The sequence below is a fragment of the Paenibacillus sp. WC2504 genome (genome assembly GCF_052682475.1).
This window is the reverse complement of record NZ_JBQZFH010000001.1, coordinates 4,137,678-4,157,761: the sequence shown is the minus strand read 5'-3', so window position 1 is coordinate 4,157,761 and position 20,084 is coordinate 4,137,678. Positions and strand designations below refer to the sequence as shown.

At 39.5% G+C, this 20,084-nt stretch carries 22 protein-coding genes and 3 pseudogenes; 7 read left to right on the top strand and 18 right to left on the bottom strand.

Translation table 11 applies throughout. The features are described from left to right. Positions 1 to 68 precede the first annotated feature (68 nt). On the top strand, positions 69 to 590 hold the full coding sequence (locus ACUN27_RS18665; protein WP_445559379.1) for a phosphatase PAP2 family protein: 522 nt from the start codon (positions 69 to 71) through the stop codon (positions 588 to 590). Beyond that, positions 487 to 732 (top strand): phosphatase PAP2 family protein, encoded by a 246-nt coding sequence (locus ACUN27_RS18660; protein ID WP_445559378.1) that lies wholly within the window; start codon positions 487 to 489, stop codon positions 730 to 732. Before ACUN27_RS18665 ends, ACUN27_RS18660 begins: the two co-directional genes overlap by 104 nt. A gap of 6 nt (positions 733 to 738) precedes the next feature. Here ACUN27_RS18660 and ACUN27_RS18655 read toward each other — a convergent pair whose 3' ends face one another. Genes ACUN27_RS18655 through ACUN27_RS18645 form a run of 3 tightly spaced genes read right to left on the bottom strand, consistent with a single transcriptional unit; the run spans position 739 to position 3,249 of the window. Continuing rightward, complete coding sequence (locus ACUN27_RS18655; RefSeq protein ID WP_445560644.1) at positions 739 to 1,347, bottom strand: DedA family protein; 609 nt, start codon at positions 1,345 to 1,347, stop codon at positions 739 to 741. A 41-nt stretch (positions 1,348 to 1,388) separates the two neighbouring features. Next, positions 1,389 to 2,345, bottom strand: coding sequence for an ABC transporter permease subunit (locus ACUN27_RS18650; RefSeq protein WP_445559377.1), 957 nt, complete (start codon positions 2,343 to 2,345; stop codon positions 1,389 to 1,391). After that, positions 2,329 to 3,249, bottom strand: coding sequence for an ABC transporter ATP-binding protein (locus ACUN27_RS18645; RefSeq protein ID WP_445559376.1), 921 nt, complete (start codon positions 3,247 to 3,249; stop codon positions 2,329 to 2,331). The genes ACUN27_RS18650 and ACUN27_RS18645 overlap by 17 nt, the downstream gene beginning before the upstream one ends. Before the next feature lie 167 nt (positions 3,250 to 3,416). Here ACUN27_RS18645 and ACUN27_RS18640 point away from each other — a divergent pair, with 167 nt between their 5' ends. The 3 genes and pseudogenes from ACUN27_RS18640 to ACUN27_RS18630 form a co-directional block, all read left to right on the top strand. Beyond that, positions 3,417 to 4,115: a response regulator transcription factor gene (locus ACUN27_RS18640; protein ID WP_445559375.1), complete on the top strand. Its 699-nt coding sequence runs from the start codon at positions 3,417 to 3,419 to the stop codon at positions 4,113 to 4,115. Positions 4,116 to 4,787: 672 nt separating this feature from the next. After that, positions 4,788 to 5,165 carry a hypothetical protein gene (locus ACUN27_RS18635; protein WP_445559374.1) on the top strand — a complete coding sequence of 126 codons (378 nt, stop codon included), beginning with the start codon at positions 4,788 to 4,790 and terminating at the stop codon, positions 5,163 to 5,165. Continuing rightward, a pseudogene (locus ACUN27_RS18630) lies at positions 5,051 to 5,293 on the top strand (sensor histidine kinase); the annotation flags it as partial. The gene ACUN27_RS18635 and the pseudogene ACUN27_RS18630, both read left to right, overlap by 115 nt. A gap of 105 nt (positions 5,294 to 5,398) precedes the next feature. Here ACUN27_RS18630 and ACUN27_RS18625 read toward each other — a convergent pair. Together ACUN27_RS18625 and ACUN27_RS18620 are read right to left on the bottom strand one after the other, a co-directional pair. Further along, positions 5,399 to 5,719 carry a YheC/YheD family protein gene (locus ACUN27_RS18625; RefSeq protein ID WP_445559373.1) on the bottom strand — a complete coding sequence of 107 codons (321 nt, stop codon included), beginning with the start codon at positions 5,717 to 5,719 and terminating at the stop codon, positions 5,399 to 5,401. A 57-nt stretch (positions 5,720 to 5,776) separates the two neighbouring features. Beyond that, positions 5,777 to 6,118 carry a hypothetical protein gene (locus tag ACUN27_RS18620; RefSeq protein WP_445559372.1) on the bottom strand — a complete coding sequence of 114 codons (342 nt, stop codon included), beginning with the start codon at positions 6,116 to 6,118 and terminating at the stop codon, positions 5,777 to 5,779. A 440-nt stretch (positions 6,119 to 6,558) separates the two neighbouring features. Between ACUN27_RS18620 and ACUN27_RS18615 the strand changes: the two genes are divergently transcribed. Further along, positions 6,559 to 7,068 (top strand): C40 family peptidase, encoded by a 510-nt coding sequence (locus ACUN27_RS18615; protein ID WP_445560643.1) that lies wholly within the window; start codon positions 6,559 to 6,561, stop codon positions 7,066 to 7,068. 52 nt (positions 7,069 to 7,120) lie between these two features. Here the strand turns inward: ACUN27_RS18615 and ACUN27_RS18610 are convergent, their stop codons facing one another. From ACUN27_RS18610 to ACUN27_RS18565, 10 genes and pseudogenes are all read right to left on the bottom strand, one after another. Further along, positions 7,121 to 7,300, bottom strand: coding sequence for a hypothetical protein (locus tag ACUN27_RS18610; RefSeq protein ID WP_445559371.1), 180 nt, complete (start codon positions 7,298 to 7,300; stop codon positions 7,121 to 7,123). Between the two features lie 42 nt (positions 7,301 to 7,342). Beyond that, positions 7,343 to 8,034, bottom strand: a pseudogene (locus tag ACUN27_RS18605) (response regulator transcription factor). A 136-nt stretch (positions 8,035 to 8,170) separates the two neighbouring features. Further along, entirely contained in the window at positions 8,171 to 8,266 is a 96-nt protein-coding gene (locus tag ACUN27_RS18600) for a hypothetical protein (protein WP_445560642.1), read from the bottom strand. 222 nt (positions 8,267 to 8,488) lie between these two features. Further along, positions 8,489 to 9,157, bottom strand: a complete 669-nt coding sequence (locus ACUN27_RS18595; RefSeq protein WP_445559370.1) for a TVP38/TMEM64 family protein — start codon at positions 9,155 to 9,157, stop codon at positions 8,489 to 8,491. A gap of 1 nt (position 9,158) precedes the next feature. Then, a complete protein-coding gene (locus tag ACUN27_RS18590) occupies positions 9,159 to 10,484 on the bottom strand; it encodes a polysaccharide deacetylase family protein (RefSeq protein ID WP_445559369.1) in 1,326 nt (441 codons plus the stop codon). A gap of 29 nt (positions 10,485 to 10,513) precedes the next feature. Then, the gene (locus ACUN27_RS18585; protein ID WP_445559368.1) at positions 10,514 to 11,650 is read right to left on the bottom strand and encodes an MGDG synthase family glycosyltransferase; all 1,137 of its coding nucleotides are present in this window, start codon (positions 11,648 to 11,650) and stop codon (positions 10,514 to 10,516) included. 234 nt (positions 11,651 to 11,884) lie between these two features. After that, on the bottom strand, positions 11,885 to 12,550 hold the full coding sequence (locus ACUN27_RS18580) for a PspA/IM30 family protein (protein WP_445559367.1): 666 nt from the start codon (positions 12,548 to 12,550) through the stop codon (positions 11,885 to 11,887). Position 12,551: 1 nt separating this feature from the next. Beyond that, complete coding sequence (locus ACUN27_RS18575) at positions 12,552 to 12,974, bottom strand: LPXTG cell wall anchor domain-containing protein (RefSeq protein ID WP_445559366.1); 423 nt, start codon at positions 12,972 to 12,974, stop codon at positions 12,552 to 12,554. A gap of 136 nt (positions 12,975 to 13,110) precedes the next feature. Next, positions 13,111 to 14,418, bottom strand: coding sequence for a sensor histidine kinase (locus tag ACUN27_RS18570; protein WP_445560641.1), 1,308 nt, complete (start codon positions 14,416 to 14,418; stop codon positions 13,111 to 13,113). Next, the gene (locus ACUN27_RS18565) at positions 14,396 to 15,088 is read right to left on the bottom strand and encodes a response regulator transcription factor (protein WP_445560640.1); all 693 of its coding nucleotides are present in this window, start codon (positions 15,086 to 15,088) and stop codon (positions 14,396 to 14,398) included. Before ACUN27_RS18565 ends, ACUN27_RS18570 begins: the two co-directional genes overlap by 23 nt. Before the next feature lie 602 nt (positions 15,089 to 15,690). Between ACUN27_RS18565 and ACUN27_RS18560 the strand changes: the two genes are divergently transcribed. Beyond that, positions 15,691 to 16,803: a glycosyltransferase gene (locus ACUN27_RS18560; RefSeq protein ID WP_445559365.1), complete on the top strand. Its 1,113-nt coding sequence runs from the start codon at positions 15,691 to 15,693 to the stop codon at positions 16,801 to 16,803. A gap of 488 nt (positions 16,804 to 17,291) precedes the next feature. Here the strand turns inward: ACUN27_RS18560 and ACUN27_RS18555 are convergent, their stop codons facing one another. The 3 genes and pseudogenes from ACUN27_RS18555 to ACUN27_RS18545 all read right to left on the bottom strand — a co-directional run. Then, a complete protein-coding gene (locus ACUN27_RS18555; RefSeq protein ID WP_445559364.1) occupies positions 17,292 to 17,876 on the bottom strand; it encodes an undecaprenyl-diphosphatase in 585 nt (194 codons plus the stop codon). A gap of 425 nt (positions 17,877 to 18,301) precedes the next feature. Further along, on the bottom strand, positions 18,302 to 18,610 hold the full coding sequence (locus ACUN27_RS18550; RefSeq protein WP_445559363.1) for a hypothetical protein: 309 nt from the start codon (positions 18,608 to 18,610) through the stop codon (positions 18,302 to 18,304). A gap of 538 nt (positions 18,611 to 19,148) precedes the next feature. Continuing rightward, positions 19,149 to 19,526, bottom strand: a pseudogene (locus ACUN27_RS18545) (YheC/YheD family protein); the annotation flags it as partial. Positions 19,527 to 20,084: the final 558 nt, after the last annotated feature.

The following is a 20,084-nucleotide window of genomic DNA, read 5'->3' as shown; positions in this document are numbered from 1 at the left end:
ATAGTAACGACTTAAATTGCAATACTATCCTTATCATGCTAATACAGAGAATTGGAGCTAACTTCACCATGCATTCACAATTAAAAGTATCTATTTCCCTTGTTCTAAGCGTTATTTCTGTGCTTTGCTTTCTAGTGGTTGCTTCCCTGTTAAAAGGGCAGCTGATTGCACATTTTGACAGCAGCGTAATCGCTGCGATTCAAGGAATGGAAAGACCCTGGCTGACTTCGCTAATGAAAGCTTTTACTTTCATCGGTTCAACGCCCGTTGTGGTTGTCATTACAATAGGCTGTTTATTCCTCTTCTTTAAATTCCTCCACCACCGACTAGAATTAGTTCTATTTCTGGTCCTTATAGCGGGCACCGCCATCTTGAATTTTATCTTGAAAATGATTTTTCAAAGGGATCGTCCGTCTCTTCACAGACTAATTCAAGAAACAGGGTACAGCTTCCCTAGCGGCCATTCCATGGAGGCTTTTGCGCTGTATGCCGCACTTGCCTTTCTACTGTGGCGACATGTCCCTAAAAAAACGCGGTCGAACGACAGTCATTTTAATCAGTATTCTGATGATACTTATGATTGGTATTAGTCGGATCTATCTCGGTGTCCATTATCCGAGTGACGTTGTTGGCGCTTATTTTGCTAGCGGATTCTGGTTCGCTTTTAGTGTTTGGATCTTCCAATGGTATATGGAAAACCGCGCTAAAAGAGTTCGTTCAATTGAACGCTGAAAAGGATTATGATCTGCTGGCTTTGAAAGTCAGCTTATAAATGTGTCTACCTATGAAGATCATGATCGCGGCAAGCATGACGTAGCTGACAGGTCGAATATAAGGTTCAACTTGCTGCCAATTCTCTCCGAGCTTAAATCCAAGGTAAGTTAGCAGCATATTCCACGGCAAACAACCTAGAAAAGTAAAAAGAACGAATCGCGAGAATTTCATTCTTGCGATTCCGGCTGGCAAGGATATGAAGGTACGGATTAGGGGCATATTGCGCCCAAAGAAAGCCGCCCATTCTCCATATCGGCTAAACCATGCCTCTGCTTTATTTACATGCTCAGGCTTGATCCAGACATACTTCCCATACTTCATAAGCAATGCTCTACCGCCCGTAGCCCCTATCCAATAAATAAGCATAGAGCCAACTAAATTTCCGATTACACCAGCGCTCACAACCTCGAAATAAGTAAAAGAGCCTTGTTGGATATAGAAACCGCCAAATAACATAATGACTTCGCTTGGAATCGGAATACATGCACTTTCCAACAGCATGCCGATGAAAATACCAAATATCCCATAACTTTCAATTAACGAAGTCGCATGTGTAGAAATCCAATCAATCATTTGATGCAATAAAGCCACCCCTTGCTATATGCTTATAAACGTTACGCCGTTACATCTTTTTTCCTAAAAACAAGCCATGAACAAATATTGAAAATAATAAAGTAGCCGATAATCACTTTAACTGAGAAAGCTAATGTCATTCCTGCAATATTGGGAGCACCATTCAAATATTGTGTTAAATCCGTATTTTCAAATAAGTAATATTTCGCCCAGTTATATTGGCTCAAGAATCCAACGATGCTTGTCCCAGCAAACATGATACCAATCGAAAGCGCGATAGCGATCGAACTGCTGCGTGAAATCGTAGATATCATAAAGGCCATAGTGACAACCAACACCATTTGAATACCTTGATATAAATAGGTACTAATAGCATGTTTCACGATACTTGTTTCATGAGCAATCGTATCACTCGATGCGTAAACATACGGAGCACTTATGTCCTTAAATCCATGCAGGAGTCCTGATACTAAGAAGGCCGTAGCGAACAAGAGAATGAATAACAATATAGAAAAAGTAAATGCCGATATATATTTGGAGAGAAGAATTTTGGAGCGAGATGAAGGCCGTATAAGTAGAAGCTTGATCGTACCATCGGTAAATTCCCCAGCTACACTATCCGCTGCAATAATAACAGTCATCAAGGTGAGCACTATCATAAGACTTGAAGCATTCAGCATGTTCCCCCAAAGCGTTTCCTCTGTAGGCGGAATATTATGATCAATATGATACTGATTCACATTGATACGCGAAGTAACATGTGCTTTCCATTCAGGTCCTCTGTTCATATTATTTAATTGCAGAGTATCATTTTGAATCTGTTTCTGCATATTGATCTGCCAATTCGCATCTGCCACCTGCGTAGGCTTCACACTGTATTGTTGGGCAATTAAAAAGCAAACCGTCGTGACAACCAGACCAATAATCAGTAACCACGTACGCAATCGTTGGTATATCTTCATATTTTCATTTAAGAGCAGATTAACCAATGGACTCACCGCCTGTCATTTTCAAGAATTTATCTTCCAACGTAGGGGAGTTCTTTTTAATCCCATAGAGCTTGATACCAGCTCGCATTAAACGTTCGGCCACCAGGGCAATTTGTTCTCTTTCTAGCCAACAGACTAATCCCTCTTCCGATCTCATTGCTTGTGCCTCTGGGAAATCTGTAAGCGATTGTACAGCTCCATCTAGGTTGTCTACTTCAAAAGTAACTGAACTAAGGAGTCCCTCATTCATTAAATCTTTAATGGACTGTACCTCAACTAATTTGCCATTTTGGATAATCGCAACACGATCACACATAAGCTCCATCTCAGAAAGTAGGTGGCTAGAAACAAGCACGGAGATTCCTTCTTCACGTGTTAAGGTGTACAAGTAATCCCTTAACTCTCTAATCCCCGCGGGATCAAGTCCATTGGTTGGTTCGTCTAGAATGAGTAAGGAAGGCTTATGCAAAAGCGCTTGCGCGACACCTAACCGTTGTCTCATACCTAACGAATAGGTTCTAACTTTATCTTGGATACGATTTTCTAAACCTACCAACCGAATGACCTCGTGGATTCGTTCCTCGGTCACACCAGGTACCATTCGTGCAAAATGAATCAAATTCTTATAACCACTTAAATATTTGTACATTTCCGGGTTTTCAACAATCGCCCCTACTTTGAGAATCGCTTTATTAAAATTCCTCGTAATGCTATCTCCATCAATGAGAATATCTCCATCGGTGATACGCATTAAACCAACCATCATACGAATGGTCGTTGTCTTACCTGCCCCATTAGGCCCCAGAAACCCAAATATTTCTCCTCTAGGCACGTCAATATTTAATTTATCGATGATCGTTTTATTTCCGATCCGCTTCGTCAAATTTAATATTTGAAGAATAGGTTTTGCCATGACAAATAGCCTCCTTTTTCATATCTCACACGCTGATCTACTGCCCCTACTATAAAGATGAAACATGAGAATATTATGAGAAAAAGAAATCGAACCTGCCACCTGCCCGAAGCATAAAATGCATGGTCTATGTGTTAATAGTGATATGTAGAAAAGAGTGGTATCCCATGACATGCAAAATACTCGTCATCGAAGATGAAGAGAAAATAGCAAGGCTTTTACAGTTAGAGCTCCTACATGCCGGATATGCAGTTGAGGTTGCCAATAATGGTTCTGATGGATTAAAGAAAGCATTGCATGACAATTGGAGTCTTATTCTTCTTGATATTATGTTACCTGGCATGAACGGGTTTGAACTTATAACCAATTTCCGAAAAGTAAATACAGATACACCTATCATTGTACTAACTGCCTGCTGTACACCGACTGATATTGTGAATGGCCTTGATCTTGGCGGGCAGGACTATGTGACTAAACCTTTCCATATGGAGGAATTGTTAGCCCGTATTCGTGCATGTATTCGTTATCACAATCGGCCGCGTGAACCTTATAAAGACTACATGGAAAGTGAGACATTCAGGTATTCGCTTCAAGGAACCCACGTGAACATTAGGACACGAGAAGTAGTAGTAAACGGCGTTAAGATCGATTTGACACCTAAAGAGTTCCAGCTTCTTATTTATTTGATCGAGCATCCGAATGAAGTCCTCAGCCGGGAGCAAATCATGAATGATGTGTGGGGATATGCTTTTCTGGGGAATTCCAATCTGGTAGATGTCTATATCCGCTATGTCCGTAAAAAACTGCATACATCTTTCCCGACGATCCGTACGATTCGCGGCGTTGGTTACATCTTGGAGACTTAGCGTATGAAAATCAAAACAAAAGCCTCTCTGCTGTCTTTCGTATGGTTAATAGGTATCTTATTCCCCTTCCCCCTCATATTTGTTATTTACTACTTTTACGCACAGTTCGAAAAAGACGAGGAAACCGAACTCTTACAACATGCCGCAAATGAGATTTTCTCAAATATATCTTCTTAAGATTTGCTTTTTAAGGAAAACAACCGGCTTCTAAATAAATATCTCCCGAATCACACGATGATTCGTGCTATAGACAAGTCATAGTCATTAACGGTAAAAAACCAAGTTTCAAACCGTTCTGATTTATTAGCTATACCTCCCCAGTACTCCGACATAAAGAGGCTTATTTCGATATGTATCATCAGGAAAAGGTCATAATCGTGCGAGAACCTATTCGTAATGGGACAGAAATCATCGAAACCCTGGGGATCATTTCTGAGCCAACAAAGTTAGAACAGAGTTTATATCGTTTAATCGTGATCATTGTTATGTTGCCATAGGTGCTATACTTCTATCACTGTCAGGAAGCTTCTTATTGTCCAGACTGCTATTCTTACCCCTTTCCCATATGATTAAAATTATGAGAGAGATTGAATCCAGTCTGGAGATTAGAAAATTGCCCTTGAATGCCAAGTCAAATGATGAGCTTACCAGCTGTCAGTCACATTTAATCATATGATGGAACGAATTGAGGCTAGCATGCAGAAGCATGTTACATACCAACTGCTTGAATTAGCTGAATTAGAACATGAGTCGAGTCCCTCCATTAGTAATTTTGATCTGATCTCACTCTGTAAGGAGACCATTCACCTTCTGCAGCCACTTTCAAGTAAAAATATTCTGCTTTCCCCTTCTGCTTCAAATCTATTTTTAGCAGCGGATCGCTTACAGGTCAAACAAGTGCTATTAATTATTTTGGATAATGGTTTAAAACCTGTATCCGAATTGTCGATGATGGCATCGGTATTCCTACCGAAGTTTTGCCTTTCATTTTCGACCGGTTCTATCGCGTTGACCGGTCTAGGAGCCGGCAAACAGGCGGATCTGGCTTAGGCCTAGCCATAGCCAAATCGATTGTCACCCTACATGGTGGGACCATCCAATTGAATAGTGAATGGAATTGCGGAACGGAAGTTATCATTTCCCTCCCCATGAAAAACCCTTTAACCATTAAAAGTTAGAAGTTTTTGATGCTTTTTAATTCAATATATACTTCGCATATTTCATTGGCCTTTCATAGGTCCGATAAAATAGACCGACGTCTGCCAATTGAGGCAATTTCCCGCTCAAATATGAATAATCTGCATGGAAGCTTCGCGGATAGCAGACGCCATCTGTTCAGGTTCAAATCTGCTAGCACGGAACAACTCCTCGACCTTTTTTACCTTTCCACCTTTGGTCACATTCGTTACATGTCTTCCTGTCGCTGCAACCCTGTCAATCATGCCAATGACTTGCCAACTACCTAATCTGCCGTGTTGTACCGTTACACGTATGCCATAAGGTCTTCCCTCGTATGTTGCTACAGGAATGGCTTCTTGAATCATATATCTCAATTTATCCACATGCCTCGTGAACGTAGTCACTGCTTTTTTTCTCGATAGCAATTTGGGTGAACCTTTCTTCCAGTAAAAAAGCCATTTCCCGATCTTATGCTTCGAGCTTTATAATCCCTTCTCCATGGTGCTATTCGTGTATAAAGAGGAATAATACTTCATTGCCGATTGCAGCTGCTCTTGTGTAAAGGGCATTGATACAGGCAAATTAGCTCGTTGCGTTGGATTCTGATAGATCAGTTTATACATCTTAATCTTATCATATCGATTTTGTCGATTGAATAAGAAACTAGCTTTCGATAATTGCTTTAGCTTCCCAATCTCCTTGGACGAAAAGGTAATGACGCGGTTATGTGTCACTACAAGAATAGGACGGCGTTCCAGCTTGTATGACTTATTACGATACGTAAAACCAGAAGCTGATCTTCTCCCAATTCGATCAAGTGACATATAAAACTGCTTTGCCGCTTTATTGTAAAGAGCAAGTCGTTCATTCCTTTCCTTCTGCTTGGAATTCCTTTAAATGTTTGCCGATCCACCAAGATACCGACCGTATCAAGCATAAGTACACCACAATTCAGATATGGACTATGGTACAGTTTATTTCCATAGTATCCCAGCCATCACGGTTGCTACCTAAGAGGATAGAATAAAATGATATCATAAACGGGATGCATGAACTTGCTTTTACGTCCCTTAGTTATGATGTCAATATTTTTTTACTCACGAAACTCTCATCGTTTTCTAATAAATCGTGCTATGTCCTTGTCAGCTATTTATTCCAGAGCTAGTTAGTAATCCTTAGGAGGTTCTAAGTGTGTTAAGGTTATCCCAGGCCAAGTGAAAGCCTAATACACGATCCTTAAGGAGGATATCCAATCATGAATCCTATGAAAACGAATCGCCTGAAAAAGTCGCTATTAGGAATTACACTTAGTGTTTCCTTATTTGCTTCTATTAGTGTGATGGCCGCTCCACATGCGGCACACGCTTCTACAACGAACACGATGTCAGCAACATCAACTTCCGTATCCACCAAAGCCGATGGCATCATTAACTTGGGTAAAAGATATCTCGGTGTTTCCTATAAGTTCGGCTCTCAGAAAGGAACTACACACACATTTGACTGTTCTTCCTTTACGCAATATGTCTATGGCCAGTATGGCATTTCCCTGCCACGTTCGTCTAAAGAGCAATCACAAGTAGGTAGTTATGTACCGAGAAATCAATTAAAACCAGGAGATCTAGTCTTCTTCTATTCACCTATTCATCATGTTGGTATTTATATTGGAAATGGCAAAGTCATGCATACGTATGGCAGCCCTGGTGTAACCATCTCGGATATGAATTCCGGTTGGTGGAGCACGCACTTCAAGACGGCTCGCCGCGTCATTAAATAAAGCAGAAAAACCTCCTTCACTTCATACGTGAGGGAGGTCTCTTTGTATTGTATCATCGTACATTCTTCGCTTCATGATCTTTACACATTCCGGGAATGATAAGAATATGCTCAAGGATGAAGTTCTTTTCCATTTCAGCTAAATTCGAACCATGAATAAGCTTTGCCACTTTTTCTTCAAGATCGTGTATCGTATGCAGAAAAACATCCATTTCATCCAATGGTTCTCTCATTCTAACGCATCCTTTCGTGTTCATTTGTATAAAAAATGTCTTCTAAATGCGAAAACGATACCCTGCTCCCCATACAGTTTAAAAATATATTGCGAGTTAGAAGGCTCAACTCAATCTTTTCTCTATTTTTGCGAATATGAACCGTCACGGTTTGAGAATCTCCAACGGCATCCATACCCCAGATACGTTCAAAAAGATGTTCCTTACTAAACACACGATTTGGATTCATCGCAAGGAAATGCAGTAAATCAAATTCCTTGGTCGTAAGATTGATTTCTTGCTCGTGGACAAATACACGGCATGATCCGTAATCAATGAGCAGTCCATGGATGCGGATTTCATCCTTATATTCTTTGGTCCCTATTAGTCGATTGTATCTTGATAAATGCGCCTTGACCCTAGCGACCAATTCTACAGGCTTGAACTGCTTTGTAATATAGTCATCCGCACCAAGTCCAAGACCACGAATCATATCGATGTCTTCTTTCTTAACCATAACCATCAGGATCGGGATTTGATGTTTCTCCCGAAGCTGCTTGCATACCTCGAAGCCGTTGATCAGTGGCAGCATCACGTCAAGTATAATCAGATCATACTCCCCGCTTAGGCCTAGCTGCAGACCTTTCTCTCCATCCATCGCGATATCGATCGACCTTATAGCCGCTCACTTCTAAATAATCCTTTTCGAGTTGTGAAATAAGTTCCTCGTCTTCTACAATGAGCATTTGTTTCAATCTGATCCACCATCATTGAGCCTTCTAAGCGCAATTTTATAGTAATGCATGTTCCTTCATCCTTTACACTGTGCACCTCAATCGTTACACCATGCCCTTAATCATTTGCTTCGAAATCGCGAGTCCAAAACCGCTTCTACCTTGTTGACTTACGAGAGGGGTCAGCTCGGTAAAACCGATCAAAGATATGAGGTAGTGCTTCTGCATCAACACCGATACCGTTATCCGTTATCCGTTATTTCGATCATGACGTGATCCCTTGCCAATTCTGCATGTAAAGTAATATATTTCTCCGTTTTGTTCAAATATTTCTTCCATTCGACTCCGTTTTCGCAATGCATAAATGAGTCGTCTGGAAACAGGATGCGAGCATGGGAGCAAGTTAACCAATATCAAAAAATATCCATAAGCTGATCACTTTACAAAGTGTCCAGCCTATGGATATCTTCCAATCTCACGTCCGATTTGAGATGCGTTTTCGCCTGCCCTTTAGCAGCCAACTTATTCCTAGCAATACGATAAATACGATGATACCAATAGCTCCCCATAGAAATGTTCCATTGCGAACTCCCGCATAAATCCCACTCATTGCAATCGTATAAGGGAGTATTCCAAAACCAGTTGTCCATATAAAAGTCCATATGTTTATTTTCAAAAAGCCCATCGTATAATTCACAAAATGGTACGGAACCAACGGGAGGAATCGAATGAGTAATAAACCAAACGTTGCATGCTTTTTTGTGAATTCTTCTACTCTATGAAGAAACGGTTGCGCTAATTTACCGAAGAAAGGCTTTGCAATCCATTTGGTTAAATAGAGAGCACAAACCGCACCCAATACACCACCAACCCACGAATAAATCCCACCCCAAATAGGCCCGTAAATTTCCATGAGTGCAATAGATATAAACTCTCCGGGTACTGGAATAATATTCACGATAGTCTGAACAAGGATGCCAATTACAATTCCTATTTGCCCATAATCCCGAATATGATTTATGAGCTTTTCTGCTTCACCTGTATGAACAAGATAAAGATAATAGCCTATGAGGCCTGCAATAATAAGTATACTTATTCCACTTATAAGCTTCGTATTGGGCCCTGTTTGTTTGATATTAATCATCCTAACTGATCGGAATCGCATGTTCTAAGATTGCTATTGGTTCCACAGAAACCGCGTATTTTTTATAGAGTTCCTGCGTAGAAATAGTGGCAATTCTCGGAGACAATAATTCACTTTTCATTTTTAATCGATCTCTCCCGTTTGGATGAAGAACATATAATAACAATTTTAAATAAAACTGCGTAAGTCTGCTAAATAAACCACTTGGCAGCTCTGTCACGGTAAAGCCTAATTGTTTAGAACCTCTATGTATCATAGTGATTCCGTAAATCGCTTTAACTTTTTCGGGTATAAAATGAACATGTTGCGTCAGCGTGGGCAGAAAACTCTTTACAGCTTGTTTCATTTGTATTGCAAGTTGAAACATCGAATCAGATTCAGTTATCAATTGATGTAGTTTCTCATTATTAAAATGAAGTTCAATAACTAGATCTCCGGAAATCAGCTCTTCCCCACTTCCCAAATGGATCGTTTTTCCGTGATATTTGCATACTCGGCTATAGAAAATTTGATTATCAACATCAATTGGCCGAATATTGAATAGCCAATGGAATACACGCTCCCATTTTAACCAGATGAAAATGAGAAATTTCTTTGTAAGCCGACTAGCTGCTCGCTTTTTAAATTGAAGTAAATCTAAATAGGTATCTATGGGAAGGAAGATAACCATTCGCTGTTTGCAGATTTCAAGGAAAGCCTCGAGGGCAGCCAACATATACTGAGGAGCATCTCTATTCGCCCCAAAAGTCTGCCCACTGTCATGAAGCACGATAATATGATTCGATTGTAGTTTGGCTAGTAACTTTGATTTTATTCGCTCAGTGCCTCCCTTGCTTCTCCAATCTTTTACCATTAACGACCAGAAGACCAAACGAAATCGCTTTACTAAAAACAAGTCAAAGACATTAATAATACCCCAAGGAGGACGATAATAAATCGGCGTTACCCCAATGATTTTTTCAATCGCCTCTACAGAGTCTTTCAATTGCTTGCGAACTTTTCTGGGGGTCATAAGTGCGTTCGTCCAATGGACATAATTATGAATGCCAACCAGATGACCTTCATGATGAATACGTAGTATGATATCTGGATACTTCTCCGCTTTAGACCCAAGTACAAAGAAAGTAGCATTGATCTGATATTTGGAGAGAAGATCCAACAATTGCGGTGTAAAATCTGGATCAGGACCATCGTCAAAGGTTAAAGCTATGCCATCCCTGGTCACTTTCTTTTTGTACACCCACAAACCAAGTAAACGAACAGTAAGAGTAGGCAAAATTGTATATAAAAGCAATACTATGAAGATGCTCCATACCAATGTATGCAAGCCAATCACATTCTTTCTAGAGGGAATTATTAGATCATGGGTGAATTCGATTGCACTTGCTCTCTTCTATGTTCAAATATCGTACTAAGAACGTCCTTAACGATTCGTTCTGCTGCTTGTCTATGATGTAAGATATCCATTCTGGTCTTTACTAGAGAAACACAAGTTTCATTATCTACAAATTGACGAATTTGATTTACGAGATCACCCATACGATAACTGATAAATGCAATACCTTTTTCAGAAAAATAAGTTGCATTATCCTTCTCTTGACCCGCGAATGGCCGATATACGAAAAGTGGAATGTTTAAAGCAAGCGATTCAGTTAAAGTTAGTCCTCCTGCTTTACTAATGATACATGTGGCTGAAGCCATGAGTTCATCCATTTGCTCGACGAATCCCAGAATTGTGACTCTCTTATTACTCTGAAATTGCTTAGTAAGTTGTAGCTTCAGCTTAGCATTTCGGCCACATACCACAGTAAAATGACAATCCCTAATAACTTCAACACTTTTTATCATTTTAGCTGTAAGATCGAGTTGACTGTATGCGCCAACAATAATAAGTATCATTTTATTATTTTTATTCACTTTCGAATAGTTATTTTTCTCAAACACATCTCGAATAGGTATTCCCGTTACTTCGATGACCTCTTCATTGATCCCTTTTGCGATCATAGTAGACTTCAAATCTTCACTTGCAACATAGTATTTGTCAATTGTAGGATGAAGCCATCTTGCATGTAAGACATAATCGGTCATTATGGTAAACGTTGGTATACCGAAAACCTCGCTTACAACCGCAGAAGCTCCATAAGGGAATGTATTGATAATGCCATCTGGTTTTTCTCTCTTAATGATCTCAAATAATTGTTTGATCCCTAAACGATTTAAACCAGCAAGGACAGGACTATAAGCATTGTTTTTTTGAGTCAAATAATAGCTCCAACCATAATAATTAATACCAAATCTTGCAGCATGAAAACTACTCATATACACAGCTGTTGATATTTTATTTAGCAGCGGATGAGCTTCTTTCATTAAATCAATGATTTGAACGTTAGCAAGTCCATGTCGATGACAATATTCCTTAATCGCGTATGCTGCTAGTTCGTGCCCCGCGCCATAGCCCGCTGTAAGCATTAGAATCCGAGGTAATTGTGTCAATTCGCATTTCCTCCACAGTGTTAGTACACTGCCTGGTACTTACCAAAATAATATTTCTAAAGTTTATCTCATCATAATGAATATTATTTAAGTTATTATGGATTAATTATTAAGTTTTTATTAATTCACTAAGAGAAATGCAGATAAGACAAGCCAGGACTGAGCATAGAAATTGTGTATGAGATTCAAAAAAAATTCAGGGCATCCCTAAGAATGTCCTGAATCTTTACATAGTTAATCTTCTGTTTGCAGCTTTAATTCTTCTAAAGCTTTTTCAATATGGTCTTTGAGGCCTGGATCTAAATATTGCGGTGCGGATCGTTTGAGAGGCGATTGAAACCGCTGCATGGCTTCCAATTCAGCTTCAATCAACATGACCTTCTCTTCTGCGCGTGCAAAGCCTTTCGATACATTCTCCGTTTGGAAGGAAACGACGCTTTGAGACATCTCCTTTAAGGAACTAGCCACATTGGCCCTTGACGCTAACAATAAACGACGATGGTTGAATTCTTCAGATTGAACAAGCAATTGAGCGATTCTTTCCTCGAGTACCTTCGTCTGCTCTTGGATAGTTGCATATTGTGACTGGTAAGTCGCCAATTTTTTCTCTTGCAACAGTTTCTCCTGAATGGCAAGCTTAGCAATATGCTCTTCGCCTTGTTTCACAGCAAGTCTAGATTGGCGGTCTCTTTTTTCAATTTGATTTTCGGTCTCAGCGATTAGCGCGGCTTGTCTTCTTTCAATGAACAACTGATTCGCTAGTGCTTTCTGTCCTTTCGCAAGTTCTAGATCGAATTCTCGCATATATTGATTCACCATATTGAGAGGCTGTTCACACTTATCTAAAAGTCCATTCGTCTCCGCTAAAAACAACTCTTTTACTCTTCTTAAGATACCCATATTAGTTTGTCTCCTTTGAATTGATTAGTTTGTTTTCCCATTGATCCAAGAAATCTGATGTATTGATCATGGCACGCGTACTATTGGTTTTAAGCATGCCGCCATTTCTTTTTCTTCTTCTAACAATCCAGAACAACAGCCCAATTGCTAGAACGGTTCCTCCAATCGTCATGCCGGCTTCCATACCATCATGATGCTCGTGGTCACCTTCACGGCTGCCTTTCACTTGATGTTCGCCTTTACCTGCCAACGCCTTATCGTTACCTTTCGGAATATATTGCTGGGCAATTTGTTTATCATGGTTGAAGGCTTCTTTAAAGGCGGGTCTGTCCATCTTTGCTGCCACACCTATACCGGTTCCGATTACTCCGGCAATCACAGCGATAAGAAACACCTTTTTTATCCAAGTCTTACGTGGTTTCATTCTCTACATCCATCCTTTCGTTGGGCAGTTAATCTTGTTCATGTTCTTCACATAAGTAACTATAACTTTGAAAAGTAAAAGTACGGTAAATGAAAAAAAGTACCCTCCTCTTTGATATAAAGAGTAAGGGCACCGCTTATTCAAGATATGTGAACTTCACTGTAAAGGTACTTCCCTGATTGACAACACTCTCAACTTCAATTGAGCCGTGATGAGCTTCCACAATCCACTTTGCTATTGATAATCCCAGACCCGCGCTACCTTCATCCCGAGAGCGATGCTTCTCTACGCGATAGAACCGGTCAAATATCCGCTTCCTGTCCTCTATAGGAATACCAACCCCCGTATCTTGGATCGTTAAGCTCCATTGTTTAGATTGTTGATCGACGATTACATCAACGTTTCCATGCTTAGGTGTGTATTTGATCGCATTATCCAAAAGTATATACACCAGCTGCTTCATGCGCTCAATATCACCTTTAATGGACAATTCTCTCGGCAAATGTGCGTTCAAAACAATTTCCTTCTGGTTAGCAATAGCTTCAAAGGCTTGTACCCACTGGCGCATCCTCGGGACTAAGTCAAAAGCAACAATCTCAAATTCGACAGATCCAGAATCAGAACGCGCTAATAACAGCAAATGATGAACCATGCGGCTCATCCGTCCTACTTCTTCTTTCATATCTACGATGACTTCTTTCGTATACGAAGTGAAATCTTTCCCGTTTTCAAGCTCTATGACATCCAGTGAGGTGTTCATAATGCTTAACGGAGTTCGAAGTTCGTGTGAGGCATCTGCAAGAAATTGTTGTTGCTGCCGATATGACCGCTGAATGGGGATCATGGCTTTCTTGGACATAGTCAAACTTAACCATACGGCTGCGATAAAAAAGATTACAAGAATACATAGAAACACAATGAGAAGATTTTGAAATACATCCAAATAAAAAGTCACATCTTTAGCAACGTAAATCGTACCTTTCTTGCCGTCTTGCAGAATCGCTGGACGTGCCCCAACAAATAGCAGCCTATCTCTATCTATTAACGTTTTACCCTCATGATGACTGTGAGGAACAGAAAGCCATTTTAAGCGAAACTCCTCCTTATTGGGATGCCACTCTTCAATCATCTCTAGATTAATGCTATTGTTCAGAGGAAAAACTTCACTGCCCCCAACCACATTTCCGCTTCCATTCACCAGATAGTAAAAGTATAAATCCTCATGATCTGAACTTACTAGATCGGGAATTAAAGGGCTGCCATTTTCCGTCGCATACAACGTAGTTCGAATCAATTGACGATTCTCTCGATATGCCATACCACCGAAGAAAACAGAAACTATGATCGAGAACAACACCAAGAATAGAATAATTAGCCAGGAGTAAGTAAAGGTTAACTTTCGCTCAGTTTGTACAAATACATCAGCCTTTTTCAGAAAATTCATTTTCAAATCGATACCCCACCCCCCTGATACTATAGATCATCGGCTGTTCATGCTCAAATTCCAATTTATCGCGTAGCATCTTTACTGTGACATCCACATTTTTATAGGATACGTCACTACCAACACCCCATATACGATCTAAAATAACTTCCCGTGTTAAAACATAGCCAATATTTTGAAGAAATAGATCCAGCAGCTGATATTCCCTCTGACTGAGGATAATCTCTTCATTATTCTGAAATAATTGATGGGAACTACGGTTTAATGAAAATGTTCTGAATGTCACAACATCCGATTGAATAGGAGCAAAATTACGCCTTTTCAAGGAACGAAGACGCGCGAGTAATTCATCCATCTCAAAAGGTTTTGTTAGGTAATCGTCCGCTCCGGCATCCAAACCAACAATCTTTTCTTGAAGTGCATCCTTTGCAGTTAACAACAGAATAGCTCTGCCATAGTTTCCAGACCTCAGTTTCTTGCAAACAGCAATGCCGTCCATTCTAGGCATCATCCAATCAACAATTAGAACATCATAAATGGAACTTTCCGCATAAACCAAAGCATCTTCACCATTTTCTACCCAATCTACTTGGTACCCACCTTTTTTTTCAAGGACATATTTCACCAGCTTTCCAAGCTTTAGATCATCTTCTGCAAGTAGAATATTCACTGAACTCACCGTCCCAATGGAATAATGATAAAAAAACAAGAAAAGAACTCCTTTCGGAGTCCTTTTCGACGGTGAATAGATTGATGGTACTTTTGCCTTGATCCTTACTTTGCTCGGTATCTACCTCATCACACTAATTGCAGTACAAGACTACATTAATGAGTTCACGGCACATTGCCTCGCTTTTATATGGATTCAAAAACAACTTCCCTGGTGTTTTATCATTACATGCTCCGCGACACTACACCTCGCTGTTTTCACCGTCGAAAAGTATTATAACCACTCTGATAAGGTTCTATGTAAAATCACTTGCGATGCTAAAGATAATTCGTGCCATTCGGAGATTAACAGTAGAACTGAACATCCATACAAAAGTCTTGAGTAGCGCTGTATTCTATCAATTCCCCTTCGCCAACCACTTAAATTATGAGTACAAATTAATACTAAATACTCCATTCCATTTCTTTCTCTCCACATATCATAATAAATATATTTTGATTATATGGAGATGAGCGAATGACAACCCGAATTGATGTGTTAATCCTAGCAGTTGAAAAGGTCCTAGTTATACTTCCCCATGTTATGTGTGACGTGATGTCTATATGAAGCCCTATTATGTTGTCTGGAAAGGACCCGTACACAAACGTAGCGGTCTTGGTCGTGCAAGCAGATCGTATGTACGTTCACTAAAGCGCCAGGGCGTTACTGTTGGAGTTGGTACTTTAAGCCATGGCATATCGGTAAAAAGACGAAAAGCACTTATTTATCATCATATTCCTAGTCATATTCAATGGAAAAAAGAACGAAGTCTTTTTGATCGAATTATTTTGAATACTGTTTGGGAAACAAGCAGGATCCCCCAGAGATGGCGTCCCCATATGAACAAATTTGATGCGGTTTGTGTACCTTCACAACATAATAAAAGGGCACTAAAGAATAGCGGTGTAAAAATACCGATTTTTAATGTTCCTCATGGTGTTAACACAAGGGAGTTTCATCCGAACAATAAGAAGATGACTTTGCCCCGTGCGGTGGGAAAATTTACATTCGTGTCTGTCTTTGGCTTCCAGCATCGTAAAAATCCAGAAGGCTTGCTTAGAGCATACTGGGAAGAGTTTTCATCAAAAGATAACGTCATTCTAGTAATCAAAACGAACGGAAATACAGCCTATGAGAATGAGCAATGGATCAAGCATCAGATATCAATATATAAAAAAAGGTTGGGTATCCGCAAAGATACAGCCCCTGTTGTCATTATCGGCAGACGACTCAGTGAAAGCCAGCTGAAGGGTTTGTATACGCTCGGTAATGCCTTCGTTCTCCCCACTCGTGGCGAGGGTGTCGGTCTACCTTTTCTAGAAGCGTTGGCGAGCGGTGTGCCGGTCATCGCAACAGGCTGGGGAGGACAAATGGATTTCCTTACGCCCAATAACTCGTTCTTAATTCCTTTTAAGTTGATGAGCCCATCTGTTAGCATGAACAGTCGGCATGCCATCTCAAGAAGGTTCAGCCATCTTTTTGCACAAAAGGGACAACTATGGGCGGAACCGGATCTGCACAGCTTGAAGAAGATCATGAGGAAAGCTTATGAGAATCCCGGTCTTTGCAAAGCAAAAGGACGCCAAGGCAGGAGAGATATGTTTAAATTATCTTGGGATCACGCGGGAAAATTAATGAAGCGTGCGGTTGAAAAAGTAATGCGATCTAAGAAATAAATTTAAAGGGTGATGTTCAAATTTTGAAAATATGCAGACAATTGAATAACATTCCCAATATCATTGTTGCTGCATGTTCTAACGGAATTTTGATCGCTCATAAAGATAAAACTAATCAAATCAAGGAAATACTTGGCCAATTGCCTCAGTTACCAATGTTTGGAAAGAATAGATGGGTTCCTATCAAGTAGGAATTAAACATCGAATCAAGGCTGTTACAAATCTTGAGTTGAAGGAAGTCTTGTTAGATGATGAACTTGTACTAGAAGAGATCACTCGTTTTACTATAAACTGGTAGCTGATTATGACAAGAGGCTGCAAATTATGAAACTAAGAAACTCCAATCCTGTTAGATGTGGATTGGAGTTTTTTCAAGAAAATTGACCCCGCCAATCATCAATGTGAACTTGCCACAATGCATGGCCTAGGATCTAATTTTTACCTTAAAGCCAAGACTGAGCATTCTCTGTCCTGACTTGTGTAAGTAGCTATGGTTTCCATACCTTATGTTCAATGGATTCATAAAAACAGATTACAGAATCGGAAACCTTTTTCAGCACTTGCTGACTCATAATCTTTTTAACGGCGATCCCGATAACAGTTCCAGAAATCGCGCCTCCAATAATATCTAATGGATAGTGAATCCCAGACCAAATCCGGGAAAATCCGATGAGTATGGCAAGAACGAACCAAACGCTTCCTTCTTTTCGGCGCCAAAGCCAAATTGAGGTCGCTACCGCAAAAGCTGCTGCTGCATGATTACTGGGAAAAGAAGCTGATGCATCGTGCTGAACTAATTGGATGACATGATGAGCTACGAACGGACGATCCCGATGATAAATCACTCCAATAATGTTATTGACTCCCAGTGCTACGCCTCCTGAAAGGAGTGTATTCACGACCATTTTGCGATTATCTGGCGTACGAATAAACCAATAAACAATAACACCTAAGTAAAAAACGTAATCCAAGTTGTTGGCAAAGAAAGCAACGATTGGATTCAAAGCGGAAAATCTGTCGGCAAAGCTATTAATGGTTTGAAACCATTGGTAATCTAATTGAGCTATATTCATAAGTTACTCCTTCAGTTGTTTTTTAAACCTGGTTGCAAGCTTACTAAACCAAGATTAAAAACTGATGAAGAAATTGTGTATGAATTTAGGTGCTTTATTTTACCATAAACATCAGATCGGATAGCGTTCGTTCAGTAAACGTTTCTCATCCTCTTCTCATTTGTTGCAGCTACAATAAACAAGTCAAGGAGTTTAATAATCCGTATGAAGCATCATTCAGATATGTTCTATTCGTTTTCTTTAGTCCTACACTCTGTAATTTGTTCTTAATACGTTTTACCATAACATATGAAAATACCACTATCGTTAAAGCAATATATAAAATGGATGCATCCTCATTTGGCCAAATGACCCCGAATCCCTCGCCTGTCCAGAAGGCTCCAAAACTGGTTAACATCACACCAACGACGTATTTCATCGTGTTTTCAGGCACCTTGGATAGTGGTTTTCGCAAAATAAAGCCAGCTGAAATAACGAGAATCAGAGCAAGTGCAGCGCCCTAATACAGTAAAATTCATCTTATGCAGGCTATGACCGAAAGTGATAACAATTATAATAGTTTCTAGACCCTCAAGCATTGTAATTCCAAAGGTCGTCATAAATGCAAATCGGTCAAAACCTTGTTTGACGAAGCCAACACTTTGCATACGATTAAATTCCTCTTTGAATGCTTCTTCCTCATCATGAAGTGCTTTTAACCGGCCGTAACGTAGGATAGCTTTATACGCAGCCATCGAATCCCAAATAGAAGTGAGCATAATCCAACAATGGTTTGAACCCAGTTAATTTGGATTATGAGAGCTAAAGGAGCACCAATTAGGCATACTAACAAAATTAGAATAATGAAAGCAGTGACCGCTCCCCCTATGGCATATTTCCATCCACGGACCAGCCCGACTGCTAAAATGACTGTTAAAGCTTCAACAAATTCCACGGCAGTTCCAATAAAACCAATGAATAAGGCATACAATGCTTCTATGCTCAGTCACTCCTTTGAAACAAGAATTTGAAAGATACCTTTTATAAAGTTATGTATAGATGTGAAGAATAATGTGATCTGATCAAAATCACCCTCATTATCCTTTTTAAATTGAATGATAAATGAATTGTACATGCGTATCATTAGAATCTACTGTGAATCATTCAATTTCATCTATACCTAAGAAACGCAAACGGTCGTTTCTTAGGTATAAATGTAAGTAAACTAAAAAACTCCAATCCAACTTAAACATGGTATCGGAGCTTTTCGCCGTGGAGGAGACTCACTTTCTTCTAATCCTTCCAGCGGAGAGCTTCATATACGTATTTCTTAAGCTTTGTAATTATTCGATACATCGTTTTATCTTTGAGTTTGTTAAACAGTTCATGCGATGGATAGTAAAAATTGACTTCAATGATCCATAATTTGTGATGTTGATCGATCCCAAAATCGATTCCAATTTGAGCAGAATATTTGTAGCGATTAAATCGTTTACAGATACGATGATTTAAACGAATTAATTCATGAATAATTCTTTGTTTCTGATTGTGGGATAAACGAAGTGATGTGTCTAACGCAAGGTCAATGGGTGTTTGCATATCCCCATCCCTATTTACGTTCGTAATCAAACTAGATCGTCCAGCAACTTTGGCTAACATTCCTGCGTACTGCCACTGATTCTGATATCATCAAAAGGTCTCGCATTGATTTTTGCTAAATCAATCGTTCTCTGAATGATATATAAGCCTGTGTATGAAGGAAGGAAATTGAATCCTGAAAAACACAAAAAAGAAGATGTCGCTATTAACGTCCATCTTCCGGGTTCATTCTTTATCATCATTTCTAAGTTTTATTAGATTAAGACAAATCTAAGAATTTGGCGAATGAAAAGAAATCTAAAAACGATGATTCCTCTTGCGTTCATGAATTTGATTCTTATTCTAGTTAACCCTCTTGCCACAACGCGTGCATTAAAAACAGTTGTTGTTCCATTGGTGTTTCTGTAAACAATTCCATAAAACTGGTTGACCAAAATTGTCATATATATTAACTCCTTTCAATTGAGTTAATATATATTATTCTTAAGATTCATAAATGCGAGGGCTAGTTCCATAGATTAATAGGATTAATTATTTTTTGTTGCAGAAATATCAGTTATTACTTATACTGGTCAAGTGATAATGATATTTATTATCACTTGAATACGTTGAGAAATGAGGATTGTTTTA